The organism is Pseudoalteromonas sp. JSTW (assembly GCF_013423925.1).
GTDB lineage: Bacteria > Pseudomonadota > Gammaproteobacteria > Enterobacterales > Alteromonadaceae > Pseudoalteromonas > Pseudoalteromonas lipolytica.
Genome location: NZ_CP058972.1, coordinates 312,091 through 338,288, shown reverse-complemented (window position 1 = coordinate 338,288; position 26,198 = coordinate 312,091). Strand labels below are relative to the sequence as shown.

The following is a 26,198-nucleotide window of genomic DNA, read 5'->3' as shown; positions in this document are numbered from 1 at the left end:
TTTTAATCATTTTAGTAGGACGACTAACAATGGCTTTAACACACCTTCAGCAATTAGAAGCTGAAAGTATCAAGATCATGCGCGAAGTTGCTGCTGAGTTTGAAAACCCGGTTATGCTTTACTCAATCGGTAAAGATTCATCGGTGTTATTACACTTAGCACGTAAGGCATTTTACCCAGCAAAAATTCCATTTCCTCTTTTGCATGTTGATACCAACTGGAAATTTAAGGAAATGATCGAGTTTCGCGATCGTTTAGCCAAAGAATATGGCTTTGATTTAATCGTCCATAAAAACCCTGAAGGTTTAGCGATTGATATTAATCCGTTTGTTCATGGCTCAGCGAAGCATACCGATATCATGAAAACCCAAGGCTTAAAACAAGCGCTTGATAAATATGGTTTTGATGCTGCATTCGGCGGTGCTCGCCGCGATGAAGAAAAGTCACGTGCCAAAGAGCGTGTTTATTCTTTCCGCGATAAGCACCACAGATGGGATCCTAAAAATCAACGTCCAGAGCTGTGGAATACTTACAACAGCCAAGTTAACCCGGGTGAAAGTATTCGTGTATTCCCTTTATCTAACTGGACTGAGCTTGATATTTGGCAATACATCTACCAAGAAAACATTGAAATGGTGCCGCTATATTTAGCCAAAGAACGCCCTGTTGTTGAGCGCAATGGCACTCTCATTATGGTTGATGATGAGCGCATGCCGCTTGAAGAAGGCGAAGTACCGCAAATGAAGTCGGTCCGTTTTCGTACCCTTGGCTGTTATCCACTTACTGGTGCTGTGGAATCAACCGCCAGCTCATTAACTGAAATCATTGAAGAGATGTTGTTATCAACATCATCTGAGCGTGAAGGTCGCGTGATTGATCACGACTCTGCAGGCTCTATGGAAAAGAAAAAACGTGAGGGTTATTTCTAATGTCTAAAACTAACGACACGATTAATGAAGTAAGAGAGCTAGGCATCGACGCCTACCTTGCGCGTCAACAAGACAAAAGCCTTTTACGTATGCTGACATGTGGCAGTGTTGATGACGGTAAATCAACGTTAATCGGCCGCCTTCTGCATGACAGCCACCAAATTTATGAAGATCAACTTGCAGCCCTTCACAAAGACAACGAAAAAGTTGGTAATGCAGGTGAAGAGCTTGACTTAGCCCTACTCGTTGATGGCTTGCAAGCTGAGCGAGAACAAGGCATCACGATTGATGTTGCGTATCGTTATTTCTCAACAGCAAAACGTAAATTCATTATTGCGGATACGCCTGGACATGAGCAATACACCCGCAACATGGTAACAGGTGCATCAACCAGCGATGTGGCAATTATCCTAGTCGATGCACGTTATGGCGTGCAGGTACAAACTAAGCGTCATAGCTTTATTTGTGACTCTTTAGGGATTAAACAATTTGTTGTTGCTATCAATAAGATGGACATCGTCGATTTTGACGAAACCGTGTATGAGAAAATCAAAGCCGATTACCTTAAGTTTGCAGAGCAGTTAAACGTCACAAATATTAAGTTCGTACCTATGTCAGCACTGAAAGGCGACAACGTTGTAGTACGCTCTGAACATACACCTTATTACACCGACAAACCGCTTCTTGAATTACTCGAAGATTCCCCTGCGGCTGAAATTGATACTGGCTTTGAAGCACGCTTACCTGTGCAATATGTTGTGCGCCCTAACTTAGATTTCCGCGGTTTCCAAGGAACACTCACTTCAGGTACGTTCAGTGTGGGTGATGCCGTAAAAGTATTACCATCAGGAAAAAGCTCAAGTATCAAAGAGATTGTCACCTTCGATGGGAACCTTGATACAGCCGAAGCAGGCCAAGCAGTTACATTAACGCTTAACGACGAAATTGATATCAGTCGTGGTGATGTAATTGTACCTGCCGCATCTAAAGCCGCTGTAACAAACCGTATTCAAGCCAAACTTGTGTGGATGCATGAATCCCCCTTGGTGCTAGGTAAAAACTATAACTTTAAGTTAGGCAGCAAAAATACCTCAGCGGTGGTGAAAAAAATTGATCACACGATTGATGTAAATACCTTAGAGCATGGCCAAGCAGACTCTCTGCAGCTAAACGAAATTGCTATTGTAACCCTCGAGCTTACAGAAACAATTTTGGCAGATGAGTATCACGACAACCATGAAACAGGGGCATTTATCTTAATCGATCGCCTATCAAACTTAACGGTTGCAGCAGGTATGATCGAGCAGTTATTAAGCACTGAAGAGCAACAAAGTGGCTTTAGCGACTTTGAAGTTGAGTTTAATGCACTTGTTCGCAAGCACTTCCCTCATTGGCAAGCGCTTGATATAACTAAGCTTAAATAATCACAATTCGCCTGTTATAGGAAGTAAAAAGCATGTATCAACAGCTGGTATTAACAGGCATTATGCTGGTATTAGTCGGGTGCCTATTTGGCACACGATTAAAACCAGCATGGTTATTTGTGAGCGCCATTGGAATTAGCTATCTTTCTGGGCTTATTAGCCTTGAGGATATGCTTGTTAATTATGCCAACCCCTCGTTAATCACCCTGATACTTTTAGTATTGGTATCAATTGCGGTAGAAAAAACCACATTGGTACAGAAACTTGCCCAATCCTTATCAAAAGGTAGCCTGACAAGCTCTGTCACTAAGCTTGGCTTATCGACCGCCTTTTTGTCATCGTTTACTAATAACACAGCCGTTGTGGCATCTCTTATTAGTGCCATAAAAGAGAGCCCGACACATTCGCCATCAAAACTATTACTGCCTTTGTCGTACACCGCAATACTCGGTGGCACAATTACTTTAATTGGCACCTCAACTAATTTAATCGTCAATGGTTTTGCTGTTGAAGCGGGCATGGCTCCCTTAGGTTTTTTTGATTTTACACTGGTTGGTTTAGGCGCATTAAGTGTGGGCCTGATCACCATTATTGTAATGCTTAAATACCTACCCGATAACGGTAAAAATAACCAAGAAGTCGTGCCATTTTACTTAGAAGGCAAAGTAGAAGCTGATTCAAAGCTGATTGGTAAAAGTGTTGAAGAAAATGGTCTGCGTGAATTAAAAGATCTCTTCCTTGCTGAAATCATTCGTGGTGACAAACGTATTTGTGCCGTCACCCCAAAACAAGTAATCAAAGAAGGTGACGTATTATTATTTGTCGGCGATATAAAGTCTGTTCCTTTACTGACTCAATTTGATGGCTTAAAAGTGGTTCATGACAAGCACGAGAAAGATGTTGAACACCTTGTTGAAGTGGTCGTGAGTCACTCCTCTAAATACATTGGCAAAACGATTAAAGAAATTCGCTTTCGCGAACAGTTTCATGCGGCAGTAATTGCAATTCGTCGAGGCCATGACCGTTTACAAGGAGGCCTAGGTAAGGTGCAATTACAAGCAGGTGATTCCTTGATTCTCGCGCCGGGTAAAGCATTTTACACACTCCCAAATTTAAAGCGTGAGTTTGTTTATATTTCGGGTCTCGATTTACAAACACATTTAAAAGCAAAGCAATCAAACATTGTGCTGGCTAGTTTTGCCGGGGTTTTAACGTTAAGCATTATCGGTTTAGTCCCCTTAGTAAAAGGCTTATTGGTGTTACTCATTGGCCTAATGCTCAGCGGCACAATTAAGCTCAGTGAAGTTAAACGTCGCTTCCCTATCGAATTACTAGCGGTTGTAGGCAGTGCGATTGGACTCGCCAAACTCATGATTGGCACCGGTTTAGCTGGTGAAATATCGAATGGCATGCTTTATGTGTTAGGTGACTTTGGCCCTTACGGGGCATTTATTGCTATCTTCTTAATGACGGTCATGTTTACCGAATTGATTACCAACAATGCAGCCGCCGCACTTTCATTTCCTGTTGCGTATGCGCTGGCTATTGGCTTTGATGTTTCCCCACTGCCCTTTATTATGGCCGTGGCCTTTGGTGCATCGGCAAGCTTTATCTCACCATTTGGTTATCAGACCAACCTTATGGTGTACAGTGCGGGAAATTACCGCTTAAAAGATTACATTGCCATGGGCCTTCCTTTATCGATTATCTATTCGATTACGGTACTTACATTGATACCACTGGTTTTCCCATTTCAATAACAAACAACGAGAACAGATACAATGAATGAGAATATCGTTTGGCATAACTACGCAATCACTAAAGCACAACGTAGTGAGCAAAAAAAGCATAAGCCGACTATTTTATGGTTCACTGGCTTTTCTGGCTCTGGTAAAAGCACCGTGGCCAATGCGCTAGAAAACGCACTAAACCAACTTGGTGTTCACACCTATCTACTTGATGGTGATAACGTACGCCATGGGTTATGTAAAGATCTAGGCTTTACTGATGAAGATCGTGTTGAAAATATTCGCCGCGTAGGCGAAACAGCGAAACTCATGGTCGATGCTGGTCTTGTGGTACTCACCGCATTTATTTCACCCTTCCAAAGTGAACGCGATATGGTAAGGAACTTGGTAGATGATGGTGAGTTCATCGAAGTGTTTTTAGATACCCCACTCGACGTATGTGAAACTCGTGACCCTAAAGGGCTTTATAAAAAGGCACGTGCGGGTGAAATTAAGCATTTCACAGGTATTGATTCAGACTACCAAGTTCCAACATCACCCGAAATTAAAATCGATACGAGCAAAAACACCCTAGACCAATCGGTGCAAGAACTGGTAGCGTATCTAAAACAACAGCAAATTATAGGTTAAATCATGAATCATACGGAACTGCTAGAAGAAATCTTACTGCTGGCGCGCCAAGCAGGAAATGCCATTATGGGTATTTACGAAAAAGATTTTAACGTCGAATACAAAGCCGATGAAAGCCCAGTAACCGACGCCGATCTAGCAGCTCATAAAGTGATTGTTAATGGCTTAAAACAGTTAACGCCAGACATTCCGATTCTAAGTGAAGAAAGTGCAGATATTAGCTGGGATGTTCGTCAAACCTGGCAACGTTATTGGCTAGTCGACCCGATTGATGGCACAAAAGAGTTCATCAAAAAGAATGGTGAGTTTACGGTAAATATTGCGCTCATTGAAAACGGTAAGCCTATTTTAGCCGTCGTCGATGCACCTGCATTGGGTGTCTCATATATTGCAAGCAACGCCATTGGTGCATTTAAAGATAAGGGCGATGAACGCATCGAACTTAAAGTTACCCGCAAGCCAAATAAAGGGCTTATTCGTGTTGTTGGCAGTCGCTCACACCCTTCCCCTGACCTAGCTGAATTTGTAAAACAATTCGATGACGTAGAAATGGTCTCAAAAGGCAGCTCACTAAAACTATGTTTAGTAGCCGAAGGCAGCGCCGATATTTACCCACGCTTAGGCCCAACCTGCGAGTGGGATACAGGCGCAGGCCATGCGATTGCCGAAATAGCAGGAGCAACGGTTAGCAAACTCGATGGCAGTCCACTGCTGTATAACAGTAAAGAAGAATATCTGAATCCGTATTTTGTAGTATCGGCGTTACAGGACTAGTCTTTAGCAGTCGATGTTATAGAGTGAAATACTACATAAGCTGGGTAACGCGAAGCGAAACCCAGCAAAACTTACCCTCTCTAAATTAACGTTAAACTAGCCTTTATGCCTGTGTTCCGATAATATTTTGCCCTCTTAATCTATTAAAGGAATGACGATGACGACTGTTGAAAAAGCCATTGAGGCAGCTTACCAAGCGCAAATCACTTCTCTTTACAAAGCACTATCACAAGGTGTGCTTGCTGCTAATGGCGATGAAAGTGAAATCACAGCTGCTGAAGCTCGCTTTAAAAAAGGCTTAGCATTTGCTGCTGATATAAAAGCCCGCGCACTTGCAGCAGCAGAGTAAACACCACAACTGGGCTTAACTAAACTAGCCCAGCATTTCCTTTTGTAAGTCTCTCCTTACAGCATAGTTATCTAAATACAACGCTAAAACATGCATTCTTAGTTGCTTTTCTATATGCTGCGCGACAATTATTATTCTAATAGTGGAGTGCTAATGAACACACAACAAGATGCTGCGCAGTTTAGTGCATCGACAACAAGTAGTAACTCGAAATGGAATCTTCACGACACCCAGTGGGTATTAAGTTTATTTGGCACAGCAGTGGGTGCCGGCATTTTATTCTTACCCATTAATATCGGTATAGGCGGGTTCTGGCCATTAGTGATTATGGCGTGCTTAGCCTTTCCTATGACTTACTTAGCTCATCGTGGCTTAGCTCGTTTTGTATTATCATCAAAGCAACCAGATGCTGACTTTACCGATGTGGTAGAAGAGCACTTTGGCATGAATGCTGGGCGACTAATTTCTCTTTTATATTTTCTTTCTATCTTTCCTATTTTACTTATTTATGGCGTTGGCCTAACCAATACCGTAGACAGCTTTATCGTTAATCAATTAGGTATGGAATCACCACCACGCGTGCTGCTATCAGGCATTTTAGTGGGTGGTATGATTAGCTTAATGCTAGGTGGAGAAGCACTCATGTTGCGTGCTTTTGCTATTTTGGTCTATCCACTCGTCGGTATTCTGTTTTTCTTATCGTTGTATTTGATCCCAAGCTGGCAGATGCCTGACGTATCAGTTCCTGAGTTTTCAGGCTTTATGAAAACGCTCTGGTTATCAATTCCTATTATTGTGTTCTCATTCAGCCATGCCGCTGCAATCTCAAGTTTTGTCCATGTACAGCGAGCTCATTACGGCAATAATGCTAAAATGAAGTCAGAAGCAATTCTGAAGCGCACCAGCTTATTGTTAATCGTATTTGTATTGCTGTTTGTATTTTCGTGTGTGTTGTCTTTATCATCAGAACAAATGCTGCAAGCTAAGGCCGAAAACGTTTCTATCTTGTCGTTTCTTGCCAATATTACTGATAACTCATTCATTGCCACACTAGGCCCGTTGGTAGCGTTTATCGCCATTACGTCATCTTTCTTAGGCCACTTTTTAGGAGCCCGCGAAAGTTTCAATGGTCTTGTCAGTAAGCAAGCACATATGAACCCTAAACTCGTTGATAAGATTGGCACTGTTATCATGTTCTTCGCTATTTGGTATTGCTCGGTGATCAACCCAAGTATTTTAGACATGATGGACCAGCTATCAGGCCCAATTATCGCCATGATCTTATTCATTATGCCCATGATTGCCGTGTATAAAGTCCCTAGCCTGCAAAAATACAGGCACCGCTTAAGTACTTTATTTGTGCTAGCTATTGGCTCTCTTGCTGTTCTTGCGCTTATTTACAGCATGATTAAATAACAGTAAGTACTGAATATATAAATATAAAAGCCCAGCGGGGAAACCTGCTGGGCTTTTTCGTATTTATTCGTCAAGCACCGCGTTGTTGTGTTGCTCATTAATGAGAGACGGATTAGCGTAACCCATTTTAGAGCCCCTTGCACTTCTGTCATCGTGATTAAGAAGCGTAGGAGCGGCTTTCATCGTGAACGTCAGGGGTGTTGTATGAAGGGCATATCAGATACTTTCGGCACTAAAGTGCCTTATATGGACTCCTCCTATTGCACAATACCCTTCGTTAATTTTGTTAGACTGCGTACTTATATGCGGGCTCATAATGAGGAGCTACCTCGGCCCTATGATGTATTCGCGCCCTTGTGCCTCTTCTCCTACTCGGTGTTTTAACACACTAATCACTTTACAGGCTATCAAGGGTGGGTCTAACCGCTTAACGCAGGTTCTTGGTCAATACAGTTATTTTTGTTATCGAAGACTAAATATTAATTTGCTAGTAGGCTTGGTTCATAACGCGTGCCCTTTTTCAGCATGGCATACGCCGTCCGAACTGTTTTATTTGCTAACGCAATGGCGGCGCACTTCACACCGCGTCTTTCAACTAATGCTTTGAGCCATTGCTCTTTTTTCGTTTTTGGCTCGCGATGCTTTAACTGACTGATGACCGCTCTGGCCCCCAGAAATAAGTGACTTCGTAATATCATCTCTCCGCGGTATTTGGCTATATGACCTATTCGCACTTTTCCACCACTTGAGTGCTGACGTGGGGTGACGCCAATATTGGCTGCTGCATTACGTCCGCTCGTAAAATGGGTTGTGTCACTTAAGCTAATTAATAAACCAACCGCGGTGATAGGCCCTACGCCCTCAAGAGCCAGTAAGCGTTCACATTGCTCATCTTGTTTTACTAAGCCTGTCAGTAACTCATTTAATGTTTCTTTTAATGTTGATTGGGCTTTAAATAATTCATAGCACTGCGCTATACACTGCCTTAAACCAGCGGTTAACCCATTATCGCTATCTTCTAAAATCTCAGGGATAGCCTGCCTAAACGCGCATTCTGATTGCTTGATTACAATTCCAAATTCAAGTAACAAGCCTCTGATTTGATTCGCCAACTGCCGTTTCTGCTTTTCAGCTAACGCACGCATTCGCTCTATCGACTGTAGGCTTTGCTGTGCTTGTGTCAGTGATTTACACGGGCGAACATTGGGTGAGAAAGAAGCCGCAGCTATTGCAATAACATCGTTTGCATCTGTTTTCTGGCCAATCCTAAATGCTTTGACAAATCGAGGGTCTAGAATCACGACTTCATGACCAACACTACGCGCCTTGCGTGCCCAATAATGAGCACCGCCACATGATTCCATAACAACTTTACAACGAGGAGACGTGGTGAGTATCGACAGTAGCTCTTTTCTGCTTACCGCTTTATTACTTTGTAGTTTTTGATGAAAAAATTGACCGACTTGAAAAACATTTTTTGCCAAGTCGATACAAATTAAGTTAAATTTTGACATGTATGGATTCCTTATTGGTAAAAGTGGTTTTGCAATTTCTTTATACCGTACTTACCCTATTTAGGGGAGGAGTCCATACATCTCCTACGCGCTAATTAGGTTAGCGTAAAGTGAGTGATTCAATAACCCCTTCATTCTTGTCATCATGATTAAACAACATGGGAATCGTGATTAAACATCGTTATTAAGAAGCGTAGGAACGGCTTTAGCCGTGAATGTCAGGGGTGTTGTATGAAGGGCATATCAGACACTTTCGGCACTAAAGTACCTCCTACGCGCTAATTAGGTTAGCGTAAAGTGAAGTAGCCCATTTTAGAGTCCCTTCAATCTTGTCATCATGATTAAACAACGCGGGAACCGTAATTATAGAGTGTGGGAACGGCTTTAGCCGTGAATATAAGTAATTATGCATGAAGGGCATATCAGATACTTCGGCACTAAAGTACCTTATATGGACTCCTCCTATTGCACAATACCCTTCGTTAATTTTGTTAGACTGCGTACTTATATGCGGGCTCATAATGAGGAGCTACCTCGGCCCTATGATGTATTCGCGCCCTTGTGCCTCTTCTCCTACTCGGTGTTTTAACACACTAATCACTTTACAGGCTATCAAGGGTGGGTCTAACCGCTTAACGCAGGTTCTTGGTCAATACAGTTATTTTTGTTATCGAAGACTAAATATTAATTTGCTAGTAGGCTTGGTTCATAACGCGTGCCCTTTTTCAGCATGGCATACGCCGTCCGAACTGTTTTATTTGCTAACGCAATGGCGGCGCACTTCACACCGCGTCTTTCAACTAATGCTTTGAGCCATTGCTCTTTTTTCGTTTTTGGCTCGCGATGCTTTAACTGACTGATGACCGCTCTGGCCCCCAGAAATAAGTGACTTCGTAATATCATCTCTCCGCGGTATTTGGCTATATGACCTATTCGCACTTTTCCACCACTTGAGTGCTGACGTGGGGTGACGCCAATATTGGCTGCTGCATTACGTCCGCTCGTAAAATGGGTTGTGTCACTTAAGCTAATTAATAAACCAACCGCGGTGATAGGCCCTACGCCCTCAAGAGCCAGTAAGCGTTCACATTGCTCATCTTGTTTTACTAAGCCTGTCAGTAACTCATTTAATGTTTCTTTTAATGTTGATTGGGCTTTAAATAATTCATAGCACTGCGCTATACACTGCCTTAAACCAGCGGTTAACCCATTATCGCTATCTTCTAAAATCTCAGGGATAGCCTGCCTAAACGCGCATTCTGATTGCTTGATTACAATTCCAAATTCAAGTAACAAGCCTCTGATTTGATTCGCCAACTGCCGTTTCTGCTTTTCAGCTAACGCACGCATTCGCTCTATCGACTGTAGGCTTTGCTGTGCTTGTGTCAGTGATTTACACGGGCGAACATTGGGTGAGAAAGAAGCCGCAGCTATTGCAATAACATCGTTTGCATCTGTTTTCTGGCCAATCCTAAATGCTTTGACAAATCGAGGGTCTAGAATCACGACTTCATGACCAACACTACGCGCCTTGCGTGCCCAATAATGAGCACCGCCACATGATTCCATAACAACTTTACAACGAGGAGACGTGGTGAGTATCGACAGTAGCTCTTTTCTGCTTACCGCTTTATTACTTTGTAGTTTTTGATGAAAAAATTGACCGACTTGAAAAACATTTTTTGCCAAGTCGATACAAATTAAGTTAAATTTTGACATGTATGGATTCCTTATTGGTAAAAGTGGTTTTGCAATTTCTTTATACCGTACTTACCCTATTTAGGGGAGGAGTCCATACATCTCCTACTACGCCTAGTTATTTGAGCCAGAAGCGAAGTGAGCAATTTAAGGGAATCTTTCATTCTTGTCGTCATGATTAAACAACATGGGAATCGTGATTAAACATCTGATTATAAAGCGTAGGAACGGCTTTAGCCGTGAATGTCAGTGGTTATGTGTGAAGGGCATATCAGACACTTTCGGCACTAAAGTACCTCCTACGTCTCTTCATCTTGCGCTTATGCGTCTTTTATCTCTGTATGGTACTGGACGATTTAGCCCTGAACGCAAAAAACCCGCTGCATTGCTGCAACGGGTTTCTTTAATTAGGAGCCTGGCGATGTCCTACTTTCACATGGCAAATGCCACACTATCATCGGCGCTGTTTCGTTTCACTACTGAGTTCGGCATGGAATCAGGTGGGTCCAAAACGCTATTGTCACCAAGCAAATTTGGTTGTTAATCGCACTCGCAATTAACTAAAATCTGGAAATCTGATAATCGTAAAATCTACTTTAGTATACTAACTTCTGTCTGTTACGCTGTCATAAAACGCGTTTGGCGTTGTATGGTTAAGCCTCACGGGTAATTAGTACAGGTTAGCTTAATGGCTCACACCACTTCCACATCCTGCCTATCAACGTTGTAGTCTTCAACGGCCCTTCAGAGACTTTAAAAGTCTAGTGAGAACTCATCTCGAGGCCTGCTTCGCGCTTAGATGCTTTCAGCGCTTATCAGTTCCGAACGTAGCTACCGGGCAATGCCATTGGCATGACAACCCGAACACCAGCGGTTCGTTCACTCCGGTCCTCTCGTACTAGGAGCAACCCCTCTCAATTCTCAAACGCCCACGGCAGATAGGGACCGAACTGTCTCACGACGTTCTAAACCCAGCTCGCGTACCACTTTAAATGGCGAACAGCCATACCCTTGGGACCGACTTCAGCCCCAGGATGTGATGAGCCGACATCGAGGTGCCAAACACCGCCGTCGATATGAACTCTTGGGCGGTATCAGCCTGTTATCCCCGGAGTACCTTTTATCCGTTGAGCGATGGCCCTTCCATTCAGAACCACCGGATCACTATGACCTACTTTCGTACCTGCTCGACGTGTCTGTCTCGCAGTTAAGCTGGCTTCTACCATTACACTAACCGTACGATGTCCGACCGTACTTAGCCAACCTTCGTGCTCCTCCGTTACTCTTTGGGAGGAGACCGCCCCAGTCAAACTACCCACCAGGCACTGTCCGTAACCCCGATTAGGGGCCAACGTTAGAACATCAAAACTACAAGGGTGGTATTTCAAGGACGGCTCCACAAAGACTAGCGTCTCTGCTTCAAAGCCTCCCACCTATCCTACACATGTAGGTTCAATGTTCAGTGCCAAGCTGTAGTAAAGGTTCACGGGGTCTTTCCGTCTAGCCGCGGGTACACAGCATCTTCACTGCGATTTCAATTTCACTGAGTCTCGGGTGGAGACAGCGTGGCCATGGTTACACCATTCGTGCAGGTCGGAACTTACCCGACAAGGAATTTCGCTACCTTAGGACCGTTATAGTTACGGCCGCCGTTTACCGGGGCTTCGATCAAGAGCTTCGTCCGAAAACTAACCCCATCAATTAACCTTCCGGCACCGGGCAGGTGTCACACCGTATACGTCATCTTGCGATTTTGCACAGTGCTGTGTTTTTAATAAACAGTCCCAGCCACCTGGTCACTGCGGCTCCAATCAGCTTAAAGAGCAAGTCTCATCACCAATCGGAGCGTACCTTCTCCCGAAGTTACGGTACGATTTTGCCTAGTTCCTTCACCCGAGTTCTCTCAAGCGCCTTAGTATTCTCTACCTGACCACCTGTGTCGGTTTGGGGTACGATTCGGTATAATCTGAAGCTTAGAGGCTTTTCCTGGAAGTATGGCATCAACAACTTCACCACCTTAGTGGCTCGTCTCGTGTCTCAGTCTTAAGAGTCCGGATTTTCCTAAACTCTCAACCTACTCACTTTCACATGGACAACCAACGCCATGCTTGCTTAGCCTGCTCCGTCCCCCCATCGCAATTATACCAAGTACGGGAATATTAACCCGTTTCCCATCGACTACGCCTTTCGGCCTCGCCTTAGGGGTCGACTTACCCTACCCTGATTAACATGGGATAGGAACCCTTGGTCTTCCGGCGTGCGGGTTTTTCACCCGCATTATCGTTACTCATGTCAGCATTCGCACTTCTGATACCTCCAGCATGCCTCCCGGCACACCTTCAACGGCTTACAGAACGCTCCCCTACCACTCAAAATAAATTTTGAATCCGCAGCTTCGGTGCATAGTTTAGCCCCGTTACATCTTCCGCGCAGACCGACTCGACCAGTGAGCTATTACGCTTTCTTTAAAGGGTGGCTGCTTCTAAGCCAACCTCCTGGCTGTCTGGGCCTTTCCACATCGTTTCCCACTTAACTATGACTTTGGGACCTTAGCTGGCGGTCTGGGTTGTTTCCCTCTTCACGACGGACGTTAGCACCCGCCGTGTGTCTCCCGGATAGTACTTTACGGTATTCGGAGTTTGCAAAGGGTTGGTAAGTCGGGATGACCCCCTAGCCTTAACAGTGCTCTACCCCCGTAAGTATTCGTCCGAGGCTCTACCTAAATAGATTTCGGGGAGAACCAGCTATCTCCCGGTTTGATTAGCCTTTCACTCCTAGCCACAGGTCATCCCCTAACTTTTCAACGTTAGTGGGTTCGGTCCTCCAGTTGATGTTACTCAACCTTCAACCTGCCCATGGCTAGATCACCGGGTTTCGGGTCTATACCTTGCAACTCAACGCCCAGTTAAGACTCGGTTTCCCTACGGCTACCCTAATCGGTTAACCTCGCTACAAAATATAAGTCGCTGACCCATTATACAAAAGGTACGCAGTCACCCAACAAGTGGGCTCCTACTGCTTGTACGTACACGGTTTCAGGTTCTATTTCACTCCCCTCACAGGGGTTCTTTTCGCCTTTCCCTCACGGTACTGGTTCACTATCGGTCAGTTGGGAGTATTTAGCCTTAGATGATGGTCCACCTATATTCAGTCAAAGTTTCACGTGCTCCGACCTACTCGATTTCACTTAAGATGCATTTTCGTGTACGGGACTATCACCCTGTATCGTCATACTTTCCAGAATGTTCCACTAACACATAATAAGCTTAAGGGCTGGTCCGGTTTCGCTCGCCGCTACTTCCGGAATCTCGGTTGATTTCTGTTCCTACGGGTACTTAGATGTTTCAGTTCTCCGCGTTCGCCTCTTACACCTATGTATTCAGTGTAAGATACCTGCAAGCAGGTGGGTTTCCCCATTCGGAAATCCTAGTCTCAAGTGCTTTTTACTAGCTTGACTAGGCTTATCGCAAGTTAATACGTCCTTCATCGCCTCCAACTGCCAAGGCATCCACCGTGTACGCTTAGTCACTTAACCATACAACCCAAACGGGTCTTTGTTAGTGACAGCTGTTAACTTCGCCAGAAGTTAATTCATCAAATAATGATGAGAATACTAAAGTAGATACCGATTAATTTTTCAATTAATTGGCATATTTTTACTTTTGAAAACTCTTGATAAATAACAATTGTCATTCATCAGAATTTTATTATCAGCTTTCCAAATTTTTAAAGAGCAAGAGAATTAACTTCTCAAAATTAAACACACTCTATTCTCAAGCAGTTTATTACCTGATAAGAATGTTTATTTTTAAGGAGTAAAAGTGGTGGAGCTAAGCAGGATCGAACTGCTGACCTCCTGCGTGCAAGGCAGGCGCTCTCCCAGCTGAGCTATAGCCCCACATATGCTGGTACTTACTGTTTCCACTTCATGGAAGTGGTGGGTCTGAGTAGATTTGAACTACCGACCTCACCCTTATCAGGGGTGCGCTCTAACCAACTGAGCTACAGACCCAAACAATAAGCATTGTTTCTCTAACTAACAATCATCTGTGTGGACACTACGAACAAATAAGTTCTAAATCGTATAAGGAGGTGATCCAGCCCCAGGTTCCCCTAGGGCTACCTTGTTACGACTTCACCCCAGTCATGAATCACTCCGTGGTGAACGTCCTCCCGAAGGTTAGACTATCCACTTCTGGAGCAACCCACTCCCATGGTGTGACGGGCGGTGTGTACAAGGCCCGGGAACGTATTCACCGCGTCATTCTGATACGCGATTACTAGCGATTCCGACTTCATGGAGTCGAGTTGCAGACTCCAATCCGGACTACGACGCACTTTAAGTGATTCGCTTACCCTCGCAGGTTCGCAGCACTCTGTATGCGCCATTGTAGCACGTGTGTAGCCCTACACGTAAGGGCCATGATGACTTGACGTCGTCCCCACCTTCCTCCGGTTTATCACCGGCAGTCTCCTTAGAGTTCCCGACCGAATCGCTGGCAACTAAGGATAGGGGTTGCGCTCGTTGCGGGACTTAACCCAACATCTCACAACACGAGCTGACGACAGCCATGCAGCACCTGTATCAGAGTTCCCGAAGGCACCAAACCATCTCTGGTAAGTTCTCTGTATGTCAAGTGTAGGTAAGGTTCTTCGCGTTGCATCGAATTAAACCACATGCTCCACCGCTTGTGCGGGCCCCCGTCAATTCATTTGAGTTTTAACCTTGCGGCCGTACTCCCCAGGCGGTCTACTTAATGCGTTAGCTTTGAAAAACAGTTCCGAGGAACCGAGCTTCTAGTAGACATCGTTTACGGCGTGGACTACCAGGGTATCTAATCCTGTTTGCTCCCCACGCTTTCGTACATGAGCGTCAGTGTTGACCCAGGTGGCTGCCTTCGCCATCGGTATTCCTTCAGATCTCTACGCATTTCACCGCTACACCTGAAATTCTACCACCCTCTATCACACTCTAGTTTGCCAGTTCGAAATGCAGTTCCCAGGTTGAGCCCGGGGCTTTCACATCTCGCTTAACAAACCGCCTGCGTACGCTTTACGCCCAGTAATTCCGATTAACGCTCGCACCCTCCGTATTACCGCGGCTGCTGGCACGGAGTTAGCCGGTGCTTCTTCTGTAAGTAACGTCACAGCTGAATGCTATTAACATCCAACCTTTCCTCCTTACTGAAAGTGCTTTACAACCCGAAGGCCTTCTTCACACACGCGGCATGGCTGCATCAGGCTTGCGCCCATTGTGCAATATTCCCCACTGCTGCCTCCCGTAGGAGTCTGGGCCGTGTCTCAGTCCCAGTGTGGCTGATCATCCTCTCAAACCAGCTAGGGATCGTCGCCTTGGTGAGCCATTACCTCACCAACTAGCTAATCCCACTTGGGCTGATCTTATGGCGCGAGGCCCGAAGGTCCCCCGCTTTGGTCCGAAGACATTATGCGGTATTAGCAGTCGTTTCCAACTGTTGTCCCCCACCATAAGGTACATTCCCAAGCATTACTCACCCGTCCGCCGCTCGTCAGCAGAGTAGCAAGCTACTCTCTGTTACCGCTCGACTTGCATGTGTTAGGCCTGCCGCCAGCGTTCAATCTGAGCCATGATCAAACTCTTCAATTAAAAGTTTTTTCTGTCCTTCCCATAAGGGAGCGGACATGCTCAATGAATTCTGAATTTATTTAACATCTTTCGATGTTGAATTGACTGTGCTGAAATAAGTAAACTTATTTCCGTTGGTCACTCAGTTTAAATTGAGACTCTAAATTTTTTTGTCTTACTACCTAGTAGCTCGACTGTTAGAACTCAATCTGTACGAGTGCCCACACAGATGATTGCTTTATATTGTTAAAGAACAGTGCGACTTCGTCGCTAGGGATGCGTATAATACATCCTTATTTTTTAGAGTCAACACTTAATTTTAAACTTTCTTTTGAAGATTTAAAACCGAAGTTTTACTTAACTCTCTGCTACGTTGCTCAGCGTCTTTCGTTGCTGTCTCCCGTCTCAGTGGGGTCGCATTATAGGGAGATCCAAAAACAGATCAACACTTTTTTTCGATCTTTTTATCGTTCGCTCACAAAGTGAACTAAAATTACCGAAAATAACAAAAACAGTCGCAATTATGGCTGTTTTTTAAGCCAATATTCATAATTTAATGCAAATTTCATTGCTATGTTCATTTAACGCGTTAAGATAGCAAGTTCACAATGTTAAATTAATGTTTATTTCCTGTTTATTGGTAGATCAAAAATGAAATTACCCGATCAAAAATCTTTTCTTTTCTCTGTTATTCTTGCTGTATTAGGGTTTGTTATTGTTAAGTTTGCATTTTCGAGCTTAGCTTTAGACCCTGCGTTGCTATTTGGTGCAGGCTTATTAATTGGTGCTTTAGTTATTGCAGCACTCTCATCAACGGCAAGTGAGGAGGCTGAAGTAAAAACAAAAACACTTTATGTTGGCAACCTTCCTTACCGAGCGAATGAAGGTGTTGTACGCGCTTTATTTGAAGAACAAGGTAAAGTCTTTAACGTTCGTTTATTGAAAGATAAAAACACTGGTAAACGTCGTGGCTTTGGTTTTGTTGAAATGGCTGAGGCAGATGCTGACAATGCAATTAATCAATTAAATGATAGTGAGTTCCAACAACGTACTTTAAAAGTACGTGAAGCAAAACAAAAACAAGAGAACGAGTCTAATAGTTTCCGTGAGGAATCTGATCAATCAGCGTAACAAGCTCTACGCTTAATTGCTGGTGACTAATCGGAGCCGTTGCATAATAGTGGAGCGGCTTTTTTTTGTCTGTTGCTAAATTTAATTGCTGCGTTGTAATAATACTACTGACACGATTTGCAATTGCACGGCCTGAGTCAATCAATTTAACGCGTTTGTCGTAATAGTTATTTATTGCATGGGCTAATAAAGGAAAGTGTGTGCATCCGAGTACTAATACATCAATATCATCTGCAATAGCGAGTTCAGCCATTGCTTCGTTGAATTCGGCTTTGAGTAGTTTTTTACTATGAAACAGTGTTTCTGCAATTTCCACCAGCTTAGTCGAAGCGTACAAGCTCACTTTTGTACCTTGACTGTGTGTCAAAATTAACGTCTCGGTGTATTTGCTTTTTGTAGTCGCGGGCGTGGCAAGTAAACCAATGTGCTTCGTATTACTTATGGCACATGCTGGCTTTATAGCAGGCACAACCCCCACAACTTCAATACTTGTATAGCGTCGAATAACGTCTAACGCAGATGTCGATGCTGTATTGCAGGCAATCACTAATATATCAACATGCAACGCATGTGTGTCTATAAAGTGTAATAGCCCTAATAAGCGTTGAATGATTGTTTGCGAAGTTTGCGCACCATAAGGCAGAAAGGCATTATCCATAAAATAGCTATAATCTGCATTCGGGATCAAAGCCTGGATCTGTTCAAGCACAGTTGTCCCACCAATACCTGAATCAAACACCATTATATGGACTGACAAACTACTTACCTCGGATCATGAAAGGCAAGCAGTTTGCCATGTGACTATCTAAAAAGAAAGCGAAGACTAGTTCTGTTCATTGGCTGAACGTAGTGTATTCATTTGCTCGAACATCGCTTTGGTATAATCAACCAATTTACTGACTTCTTCTTTATCTTGATTTAACCATTGCAAAATTCCGGCAAGTTGATTTTGCAAACCAATATCACCAGCTTTATTAAAGGCTTCTTTTAAGTCATCGTTAAAAGGGGCGACCTTTTCTGCAACTTCTTTCTCTGGCGTTGGTTTATATTCTTCGTACCCTTTTATAGCTGCAACTGTTTTGGTTTGCTTCAAATCCATCGAAAAACCGACTAGCTGCTCATTACTCAAGTTAAGCTCTTTAGCTTGTTCAAAGGCTTCATCGAGTGAGCCTGAGAAAAATGTTTCGCTAACGCCTTGTAAGTCTTCCATCAACTCGTTAATGGCCTGCTGCTCTTGCTCATTAAGATCGCCATTCACTGACATAGAAAAAGATAAGTCACGTGATTGTGACGATTCACTGACATACGCTTCGTTGTCACCGTTTTTACTGTAGCTACTAGCGGACTTGCTCTCATATGCATCTGCAAAGCTAATACTGACTTCATCACCTTCGGCTGTGGTAAATGTATATTCAGCATTATTACTTAAGCTCACGTACTGTGCTTGGCTAACCGTCACGGCATTAGGTTTAGGATTAAATAAGTCTTCTTCAAGCTCATCAATACCTTTAAAGATACCTTCTTTCGATTTTTCGATACCCTCTTCGATATCGTCATTTAAGATGCCTGATTCTTTAAGTTCATCATAGGCATCATCGATTCCCATTTGTACGCCTTTGCGTGCCTCGCCTAACATGCCTTTTAACTTTTCATCATCAGCGCCATCTGCTTTTGCTTTACGCAGCGCACCACCAACAAAATTAAGTACATTTTTAACGATCTCATCAAAATCAAACAGGGGTTTATCTTTCTTTTCTTCTGCTTTAGGTAAACCAAGTGCTTGTGCAAGTTTATCGTCGAGTACTTTTGCAGCCAGTTCGCGGCCACGTTGTTGATAGCTATCTTGACGATTTTGAATGGTAGGCTGCTGCACAGACTGTTTACCATTGTATTTATTCAGATTTGTATTAGGCATATAGCCTAGGTTGCCAATTTTCATGATCCGACTCCATTTTATGGTTACCTCATTATCGGCCAAAAATCGCATAACTTAAGTTTTTTGTACAAAAAAACGACACTAAAATAAATAACAAAACTAGACAAATCCTCTCTGCTCCCTACAATAGCGCCGACAAATAGCTAAGAGATAAAAGGTAATCAGCCATGGCGGTTATAAAAATTGATACAACTCAATATGATGCACAATTGAGTGAGAAAGAGCAGCGCATCACGTCACAGTTTAGGCGCTTTGGTGTAAACACATTAGAAGTGTTCAGCTCTGATCCAATTCACTACCGTCAACGTGCAGAGTTTAGAGTGTGGCATGAGGGCGACGATTTATTCCACATTATGTTTGATCAGCAAAGCAAAGAGAAAATTCGCGTTGATGAATTTGATCCCGCCGCGCCACTCGTTGGCGAAGTGATGCAGGTGATGATTGAAAACTTAAAAGGGTGTGAGGTACTTCGCCGCAAGTTATTCCAGATTGATTACCTCTCTAGCTTAAGTGGTGAAATTCTTGTTAGTTTGCTTTACCACAAACCTTTAAACGATGAATGGCTAATTGCGATTAAAGAGCTTAAAGCAAAATTAAGCAGCCAGTTTAAAATCGACTTTATTGGTCGTGCACGTAAGCAAAAAGAAGTGATTGGGAACGACTATGTCGTTGAACGATTAAACGTAAATGGTAAAGAACTCATTTATCAGCAAGTAGAAAATAGCTTTACTCAACCAAACGCAAAAGTAAACATTAAAATGCTGGAGTGGGCACAAGCGTTGTGTGAGCCCCTTAATAATGATTTGCTAGAGCTGTATTGTGGTAATGGTAACTTTTCAATTGCACTAGCCGGTTCATTTAACCGAGTGCTTGCGACTGAGATCTCAAAGTCATCGGTTTATTCTGCGCAGTACAATATTGCTCAAAACAAAGTCGATAATTTAGATATCATTCGTATGTCGAGTGAAGAGTTTACACAAGCCATGAAAGGCGAACGTACTTTTTCACGTTTAGACGGTATTGATCTAAACAGCTATAACTGCCAAACAATTTTAGTCGACCCTCCTCGAGCGGGGATGGATACTCTTACCTGTGATTTGGTGGCGAACTACGACAACATTATCTATATCTCTTGTAATCCCGAGACATTAGAACGAGATCTTGATCACCTTTGCAAAACACACGAAGTGAAACGTTTTGCGATTTTTGACCAATTCCCCTATACACATCATATTGAGTCTGGCGTCTTTTTACAGCGTAAATAACTTAAACTTTTGCCAGCGCAGCCAATAGCGCTGGCAATTGTTGTTCACTGAACACCTGTATATTATTGTCACTAAGTAACTTTGCAGTTAAACCCATTCCTCGAATCTTTTGCCCTGTGTGACTTCCATCATAAATATAATTACGTCCACATGACGGACTAGACTCTTTGAGTAGTGCGAACCGAATCCCTTGTTCTTTGCATACGCGTAATGCTTGCTGTGCACCCGCTTTAAACTCTGCGGTGACGTCATGCGCATCCTGTGTTAATACTCTACCCTGGCTAATTTCAGCAGGCGCTCTTGGTGTAGGTAGACCACCCGCAACCTCAGGACAAAAAGACACAATACGCCCTTGCTGCTTCAGTGACTCTAATCCAGGATGTAATAAGTTTTGTGATTGACCGTCATAGCGTACCGGCTTTCCTAGTAAACAACTCGACACTAAAAGTTTTTTCATTTCTTCACCAAACAAAAAAGCTCCGCGAGCGGAGCTTTTACATAATATTTTCGAGTCTCTTACTTAGCTGCTAAGTAATTAATTAGCTCAGCCATGCTTTTTGCATCGGTAATACCTGAGTCTGCACCTAAGATTAAACGATACTTACCATTCACAATAAAGGTTGGTACGCCTTTTAAGGCTCCTTTTTGTTGATAGTACTCTTGGTCGCGTTTCATTTTCGCTGCTATCGTACGTACTGAAAAACTGTTGTAGTACTTTTCAAAATCTTCAGCGGTTACACCTTGCGATACGAAAATATCTTTCATATCTGCAAGCTCATTAATACGCGCACGTTTACCATGAATGTGGTCAAAAATTGCACCAACTAACGCATCGCTATTTGGGAGTACTGTTGCTGTTGCATAACCTTGCGCAAGCACTGTTTGGATCTCAGGATCACGAGGACCAACAAAATTAACGTGATTCTTTTTAAATTTAACGCCGTCTTTAAGCATTGGCTTAAGCTCAGCAACAATTGGCTCGAAGGTATTACAGTGAGGACAGTAGAATGAAAAAAACTCGGTCACTTCAGGCTTTTTAGAAGCTCGCGCATCAATTGTTTCATAATGCTTACCTTCTTCGTATTGCGCCGCACTCGCTGTGGCAACTAAACCTAGCGTCACGGCCACAAATGCAGCTTTAACTAATTTGATCATTATTCAATCACTCCAAAAATTATTGTTCTAATAAAAACTTTACTAACGCATCAAGCTGCTCTTGGCTCTTGATGGTATTTATATTAATTTTATATTTATCATTCACGATAAAGGTCGGCACACCCGTTAACGCCCCCATCTCTGAGTATTTATTCTGTTTGTCTTGCATCGCTTTTTCTGCACTGATCACAGGCATGCTAGCAATTTCAGAGTCAAACACATCGCCGCTAATACCATTTGTCGCCAATAATGCTTTCACGTCTTTAATATTTTGCAGCGGTGCACGTTGAATATGAATGCTGTGAAAAATTTGGTCGGCCACTTGCTCACCTTTACCATGTTGCTTTGCAATTAGGTAAGCATAACTTAGGTTACTTTGTGTTTGTTTCGATACACCACCTAAAAAGTTAACGTGATTCTTAACAAACTCAGTGCCTTCAGGCAGCGTTGAGGCCAGTGCTTTCGCCACTGGTTCAAACTTAAAACAGTGTGGACAGTAAAATGAGAAAAACTCAGTTACTTGTGGTGTAGCACTCTTTTTAGTGTTTAGTACTTCGTATTGATTACCTGCTTCAAAGTCAGCTGCCAGTGCTGCAAAAGGTAAACATAGAATGAGTAGACTTAATTTTAATTTTTTGAACATTGTTTTCTCGTCTTTACTTATCTTTTAAAAATTTATGGTAATAATTTTAACGGTGGTTCTTGTAGCGCTGCAAGCTGTTCTTTTAACGCGAGTATTTGCTGCTCCCAGTATTTGTCTTCTGCGAACCATGAAAAGTTCCGTGGGAATGCAGGATCATCCCAACGTTTTGCTAACCACCCCATGTAATGCACCATGCGCATCGCGCGTAATGGCTCAATTAATTTCAGCTGGCTGTGGTCAAAATCACAAAACTCTTCATACGCTGCTACCAAGGTGTCTAACTGTAACAGTTGATTGTTACGATCGCCACTGAGCATCATCCATAAGTCTTGAATTGCAGGACCTTGTCTGCTGTCATCGAGGTCAACAAACATCAGTGCATCACCCGCCCACAAAATATTGCCCGCATGGCAGTCACCATGTAATCGAATTGTCTCTACATTTTTATATTGGGCTGTGGTTTCTTTAATAACCAAATCCAAAATCGTATAAAAAGCATTTTCTAATGACGTTGGCATCAAGTTACTTGCTTGTAACTGAACTTTAGCTGTCTGAAGGTACTCTTCACAACTGATCACTGGGCGATGATTAAATGAAGATGCTTTTGCAACTTGATGCATACGACCAATTAAACGGCCTAACACATCGAGTTGATCTAAGTTATCAACTTCGAAAATACGCCCGCCCACACTGGGAAATAACGCAAATAAATAGCCGTCATGCTCAAAGAGGCTTTTCCCGTCCTTTACTACGGGCGCAACGACGGGAACTTCTGCATCAGCAAGTTCAAAAGCAAACGCATGCTCTTCTAATATTTGTTCTTTGCTCCAACGCTCAGGACGATAGAATTTTACAACGTATCGGTAACCGTCTTCTGCTTTAAACTGATAAACGCGATTTTCATAGCTGTTTAAAGCAAGTAATCCTGACTCAGCATAGATCCCAATACTTTCAACTGCGTCTAAAATTGAATCGGGTGTGAGGTCAACAAAGCTAAATTTACTCATAGTGTCCCATTATATAAAAAAAGCGGGAAAACCCCGCTTTTTATTGTATTTGCTCAGTGTACTGAATTATTGCGCCTTAAAGAAGTTACTAGGCTGCGAAATCTGAATATCAGGCTGCCCCTCCACCGAAAGTATAAACTCGAATTTTGTCATCGGCTTTTTCAAATCGTACGGATCAACCACTAATGACAAGGGCACGTTATAAGATTCACCTGAGGGCACAGTGAATGTTTGTTTGCCTATATATTCAAAGTTATTTAAGCCTTCCACTGTAATATTAAACGTTTGCTCGTATTGCGCTTTGTTAATCACTTTAAGTGTGTAGGTGTTTTCAACCAAGCCATTGAAGTCAACTCGGTATAGCTGATTACGGTCGCGGATAATATCAAGCTCCATTGGTTTACGCATGGCAATATTTGCCACGAGAGCCCCGGTTAACACAACAAGGATAACAAGATAACCAATCAATTTAGGTCGCAAAGCATGCGTTTTATTTTCAGGGGTTTCTAAGTTTCGCTCTGTGGTATATGAAATGAGCCCACGTGGGTAATTCATTTTATCCATTACACCATCGCAAGCATCAATACAAGCACCACAGTTGATACATTCATATTGCAAACCGTTGCGAATATCTATCCCTGTCGGGCACACCTGTACGCATAAGTTACAATCGATACAGTCACCGAGTCCTAACTCTTTCGGATCTTGTTTACGTGAACGAGGACCACGATTTTCGCCACGAGATTCATCATAACTTACTGTAAAGGTGTCTTTATCAAACATGGCCGACTGAAAACGCGAATAAGGACAGATATGTAAACACATAATTTCACGCATCCACCCTGCATTGCCGTATGTACACACAGCAAACAATGCGATACACCCATAAGAATAGGCTGTGGCATCCAAAGTAAAAACATCCGGAAGTAGCTGGCGTATAGGTGTAAAGTAGCCAACAAAGGTAAACGCTGTATACAGTGAAAACAGCCACCAGCTGCTGTGTTTTGCCGTTTTACGCCAAAACTTATCAAAGTCCATGGGGCGTTGATCTAACTTCTTACGCTGGTTTGCAGTGCCTTCAAACTTTTCTTCGAACCAAATAAAAATAAATGTCCATACAGTTTGCGGACATGTGTAACCACACCAGACTCGGCCATAAAATGTGGTGACGAGGAACAGCGCAAAAGCTGCAAGCATAAGAATAAACGCAAGAATGGTTAAATCTTGTGGCCACAGAGTGAGGCCGAAGATATTAAACTTTTGGCCTACTAAATCGAACAGCACAGCTTGCTGTCCGTGGAAGTTAATCCAAGGTAAAAGCATAAATGCAAGCATGCCAACGAAACCAATTCGTCGCCTTAACAGCTGATGCAAGCCTGTTACTGCTCTTACATAAATTCGATTGCGTGGATTAAATCTATCATCATGGGAAGCGTTTTCCGGTTTTTGGATTTTTACTTCCGTTGGGATGTTTTTAACCTTAATTTGTTTATCCATCAAAATTCCTCAACGCCACTAGGAAATAAACTCAAACTGATGTTTGCAGTTAAATAGGTTATAAAGCCAATACGACAAATTAGAATGCATCTCATTTCGTTCAGAGTTTTCTGAAATTTCCAACCTATCGAAAGTATTATACTCAATCTCTCAAAAATTTCAGGGAATGATCTAAAATATGAACTTTTTAATTATTTCATCGTATATTCTTGCTTTTAAATCAGCCATTTTATTAAACTTGTCCCAATTCCTTCTTTATTTAGATCAAAGTTCTGTGTGCTATGAAAAAATTTATCATTTTAGTACTTATTATTTTAGCATTGTTCACGATTGATCACCCTTTGATCAAAGAACCCAGAGAACGGTTGTTAGGTGATGGGGTGAACGTACTTTCAGATTTTAGCCAAGTTAACCGCAGCCCCGCCGCGAATATGGCGAAGAACACGATTAAGTCACAGCTTAATTTATCGAGTTCAGAGCGTGAGTACGTCGAAGAGGCTTTTTTGAATGACGATAAACTGCAAATCTTTCATTTACATTATTGTCGTGAAAAAGATATTAACTTATATTTCTATGGTGAACGCCTAGAGCGTGTTTGTAATATTGTTTCGGATGCACTTGAAGAAAGGTTAAATAAATAATGGATTTTTCTGCGCTTAATAAAAAAACCAGCGATTCATTTGCTAAACAGCGCAATATGCTAAAAAAGTTGGCAAAAGGACACACTATGCATTGTGAAACATGCAAAGGAGTCCTTACCTTAAACCTACAGACTGAACAGCCTGGCAAAGGCATTGTTCGTTGTGCAAAAGGCTGCACAGATATTGTGTTAGAGCTTGCTTAGCCCCAGCCTTCATCATTATAAAGCTGGCTATTTACTGCAACGGCTTCGATTAACTCAGCAAAGCCTGCTGCAAACTCATTCATCACTTCATACTGCTGTTGACATAACAGCCCTTCGGTTAAACCATGCTGATTGGCAATCGATGCTATATCAGCTGAGTCGAGTATAAAGAAACACAAACTTTGCTGTGCTGTCTCAAGTGCTTCTTTTAATTCACTCGCTAGTTGTGGCGCAGCTAACAATTTAGCAATATAGCCCTGCGCCCCAAGCATAAAGCCTTGGCTCCAATGCTGACACTCTTGCATATCAAGGTACGGCTGCTGAGCAGAATTAAATTGCAAACTTACGGGTAAGCTGTATCCGGTTTCAAATACGTGTTCACTGATTTGCTGATATAGCGCCATAAATGCAAACAATACCTGCTCATCCATTTGCCCATCACAACCAGGGACAACTTGCTCAAGCCACTGATGAACATCCAATGGCTCGGGCGCACAAATAACGGCAAATAAATAACCGTGTGTTTGTGCTAACGATAGCGCGTCTTTTTGCTCAGCAAGAAAGCCTGCTAATAAGGCGCTTTGCTCTTTTGAAAACTCAGGAATTTGCATAATGCCTTCAATTAAAGTCGTG

Annotated in this window: 21 protein-coding genes, 2 tRNA genes and 3 rRNA genes; 11 read left to right on the top strand and 15 right to left on the bottom strand. The window is 42.9% G+C overall.

Annotated features, from left to right (window positions below; all coding sequences use genetic code 11):
* Nucleotides 1-29: 29 nt before the first annotated feature.
* The 7 genes from cysD to GZH31_RS01610 all read left to right on the top strand — a co-directional run bounded on the left by cysD (nt 30) and on the right by GZH31_RS01610 (nt 7,270).
* On the top strand, nt 30-929 hold the full coding sequence (cysD, locus tag GZH31_RS01640) for a sulfate adenylyltransferase subunit CysD (RefSeq protein ID WP_036971584.1): 900 nt from the start codon (nt 30-32) through the stop codon (nt 927-929).
* Nucleotides 929-2,353, top strand: a complete 1,425-nt coding sequence (gene cysN / locus GZH31_RS01635; protein WP_036971586.1) for a sulfate adenylyltransferase subunit CysN — start codon at nt 929-931, stop codon at nt 2,351-2,353. The genes cysD and cysN overlap by 1 nt, the downstream gene beginning before the upstream one ends.
* A 32-nt stretch (nt 2,354-2,385) precedes the next feature.
* Nucleotides 2,386-4,113 (top strand): SLC13 family permease, encoded by a 1,728-nt coding sequence (locus tag GZH31_RS01630; protein ID WP_036971588.1) that lies wholly within the window; start codon nt 2,386-2,388, stop codon nt 4,111-4,113.
* Nucleotides 4,114-4,134: 21 nt separating this feature from the next.
* Nucleotides 4,135-4,731 carry an adenylyl-sulfate kinase gene (gene cysC, locus GZH31_RS01625; RefSeq protein WP_036971590.1) on the top strand — a complete coding sequence of 199 codons (597 nt, stop codon included), beginning with the start codon at nt 4,135-4,137 and terminating at the stop codon, nt 4,729-4,731.
* A gap of 3 nt (nt 4,732-4,734) precedes the next feature.
* Nucleotides 4,735-5,505 (top strand): 3'(2'),5'-bisphosphate nucleotidase CysQ, encoded by a 771-nt coding sequence (cysQ, locus tag GZH31_RS01620; RefSeq protein ID WP_036971592.1) that lies wholly within the window; start codon nt 4,735-4,737, stop codon nt 5,503-5,505.
* 157 nt (nt 5,506-5,662) lie between these two features.
* On the top strand, nt 5,663-5,854 hold the full coding sequence (locus GZH31_RS01615) for a hypothetical protein (RefSeq protein WP_036971594.1): 192 nt from the start codon (nt 5,663-5,665) through the stop codon (nt 5,852-5,854).
* Nucleotides 5,855-6,007: 153 nt separating this feature from the next.
* The gene (locus GZH31_RS01610) at nt 6,008-7,270 is read left to right on the top strand and encodes an aromatic amino acid transport family protein (RefSeq protein WP_118843942.1); all 1,263 of its coding nucleotides are present in this window, start codon (nt 6,008-6,010) and stop codon (nt 7,268-7,270) included.
* A gap of 479 nt (nt 7,271-7,749) precedes the next feature.
* Here the strand turns inward: GZH31_RS01610 and GZH31_RS01605 are convergent, their stop codons facing one another.
* The 7 genes from GZH31_RS01605 to GZH31_RS01575 all read right to left on the bottom strand — a co-directional run bounded on the left by GZH31_RS01605 (nt 7,750) and on the right by GZH31_RS01575 (nt 16,108).
* On the bottom strand, nt 7,750-8,784 hold the full coding sequence (locus GZH31_RS01605) for an IS110 family transposase (protein ID WP_143104617.1): 1,035 nt from the start codon (nt 8,782-8,784) through the stop codon (nt 7,750-7,752).
* A 684-nt stretch (nt 8,785-9,468) separates the two neighbouring features.
* Nucleotides 9,469-10,503, bottom strand: coding sequence for an IS110 family transposase (locus tag GZH31_RS01600; RefSeq protein WP_143104617.1), 1,035 nt, complete (start codon nt 10,501-10,503; stop codon nt 9,469-9,471).
* A gap of 392 nt (nt 10,504-10,895) precedes the next feature.
* A 5S ribosomal RNA gene (gene rrf / locus GZH31_RS01595) occupies nt 10,896-11,010 on the bottom strand.
* Nucleotides 11,011-11,131: 121 nt separating this feature from the next.
* Nucleotides 11,132-14,017: ribosomal RNA gene (locus tag GZH31_RS01590) — 23S ribosomal RNA — on the bottom strand.
* A 287-nt stretch (nt 14,018-14,304) separates the two neighbouring features.
* Nucleotides 14,305-14,380, bottom strand: a tRNA-Ala gene (locus GZH31_RS01585).
* 37 nt (nt 14,381-14,417) lie between these two features.
* Nucleotides 14,418-14,494, bottom strand: a tRNA-Ile gene (locus GZH31_RS01580).
* Nucleotides 14,495-14,567: 73 nt separating this feature from the next.
* Nucleotides 14,568-16,108, bottom strand: a 16S ribosomal RNA gene (locus tag GZH31_RS01575).
* Together the 16S, 23S and 5S rRNA genes with 2 tRNA genes alongside form the textbook arrangement of a ribosomal RNA operon.
* Before the next feature lie 630 nt (nt 16,109-16,738).
* Between GZH31_RS01575 and GZH31_RS01570 the strand changes: the two genes are divergently transcribed.
* Nucleotides 16,739-17,218 (top strand): RNA-binding protein, encoded by a 480-nt coding sequence (locus tag GZH31_RS01570; RefSeq protein WP_036974477.1) that lies wholly within the window; start codon nt 16,739-16,741, stop codon nt 17,216-17,218.
* Here the strand turns inward: GZH31_RS01570 and murI are convergent.
* Together murI and GZH31_RS01560 are read right to left on the bottom strand one after the other, a co-directional pair.
* Nucleotides 17,181-17,975 carry a glutamate racemase gene (murI, locus tag GZH31_RS01565; RefSeq protein WP_180311324.1) on the bottom strand — a complete coding sequence of 265 codons (795 nt, stop codon included), beginning with the start codon at nt 17,973-17,975 and terminating at the stop codon, nt 17,181-17,183. The two genes, GZH31_RS01570 and murI, sit on opposite strands and share 38 nt — an antisense overlap.
* Before the next feature lie 66 nt (nt 17,976-18,041).
* A complete protein-coding gene (locus GZH31_RS01560) occupies nt 18,042-19,157 on the bottom strand; it encodes a DUF5610 domain-containing protein (RefSeq protein WP_036974482.1) in 1,116 nt (371 codons plus the stop codon).
* A 164-nt stretch (nt 19,158-19,321) separates the two neighbouring features.
* Here GZH31_RS01560 and trmA point away from each other — a divergent pair, with 164 nt between their 5' ends.
* The gene (gene trmA, locus GZH31_RS01555; protein ID WP_074989843.1) at nt 19,322-20,419 is read left to right on the top strand and encodes a tRNA (uridine(54)-C5)-methyltransferase TrmA; all 1,098 of its coding nucleotides are present in this window, start codon (nt 19,322-19,324) and stop codon (nt 20,417-20,419) included.
* Nucleotide 20,420: 1 nt separating this feature from the next.
* Here the strand turns inward: trmA and GZH31_RS01550 are convergent, their stop codons facing one another.
* The 5 genes from GZH31_RS01550 to ccoG form a co-directional block, all read right to left on the bottom strand.
* Complete coding sequence (locus GZH31_RS01550; RefSeq protein WP_036974523.1) at nt 20,421-20,876, bottom strand: DUF523 domain-containing protein; 456 nt, start codon at nt 20,874-20,876, stop codon at nt 20,421-20,423.
* 59 nt (nt 20,877-20,935) lie between these two features.
* Nucleotides 20,936-21,574 carry a thiol:disulfide interchange protein DsbA/DsbL gene (locus GZH31_RS01545; protein ID WP_074989844.1) on the bottom strand — a complete coding sequence of 213 codons (639 nt, stop codon included), beginning with the start codon at nt 21,572-21,574 and terminating at the stop codon, nt 20,936-20,938.
* A 19-nt stretch (nt 21,575-21,593) separates the two neighbouring features.
* Nucleotides 21,594-22,217 (bottom strand): thiol:disulfide interchange protein DsbA/DsbL, encoded by a 624-nt coding sequence (locus GZH31_RS01540; protein ID WP_036974487.1) that lies wholly within the window; start codon nt 22,215-22,217, stop codon nt 21,594-21,596.
* A 32-nt stretch (nt 22,218-22,249) separates the two neighbouring features.
* The gene (locus GZH31_RS01535; protein WP_036974489.1) at nt 22,250-23,224 is read right to left on the bottom strand and encodes a serine/threonine protein kinase; all 975 of its coding nucleotides are present in this window, start codon (nt 23,222-23,224) and stop codon (nt 22,250-22,252) included.
* Nucleotides 23,225-23,290: 66 nt separating this feature from the next.
* The gene (ccoG, locus tag GZH31_RS01530; protein ID WP_036974491.1) at nt 23,291-24,721 is read right to left on the bottom strand and encodes a cytochrome c oxidase accessory protein CcoG; all 1,431 of its coding nucleotides are present in this window, start codon (nt 24,719-24,721) and stop codon (nt 23,291-23,293) included.
* A 281-nt stretch (nt 24,722-25,002) separates the two neighbouring features.
* Here ccoG and GZH31_RS01525 point away from each other — a divergent pair, with 281 nt between their 5' ends.
* Both GZH31_RS01525 and GZH31_RS01520 read left to right on the top strand, forming a co-directional pair.
* A complete protein-coding gene (locus GZH31_RS01525; protein ID WP_074989845.1) occupies nt 25,003-25,362 on the top strand; it encodes a hypothetical protein in 360 nt (119 codons plus the stop codon).
* Nucleotides 25,362-25,565 carry a hypothetical protein gene (locus GZH31_RS01520; protein ID WP_036974494.1) on the top strand — a complete coding sequence of 68 codons (204 nt, stop codon included), beginning with the start codon at nt 25,362-25,364 and terminating at the stop codon, nt 25,563-25,565. Before GZH31_RS01525 ends, GZH31_RS01520 begins: the two co-directional genes overlap by 1 nt.
* Here GZH31_RS01520 and GZH31_RS01515 read toward each other — a convergent pair.
* Nucleotides 25,562-26,176, bottom strand: coding sequence for a UPF0149 family protein (locus tag GZH31_RS01515; RefSeq protein ID WP_180311323.1), 615 nt, complete (start codon nt 26,174-26,176; stop codon nt 25,562-25,564). The two genes, GZH31_RS01520 and GZH31_RS01515, sit on opposite strands and share 4 nt — an antisense overlap.
* Nucleotides 26,177-26,198 lie beyond the last annotated feature (22 nt).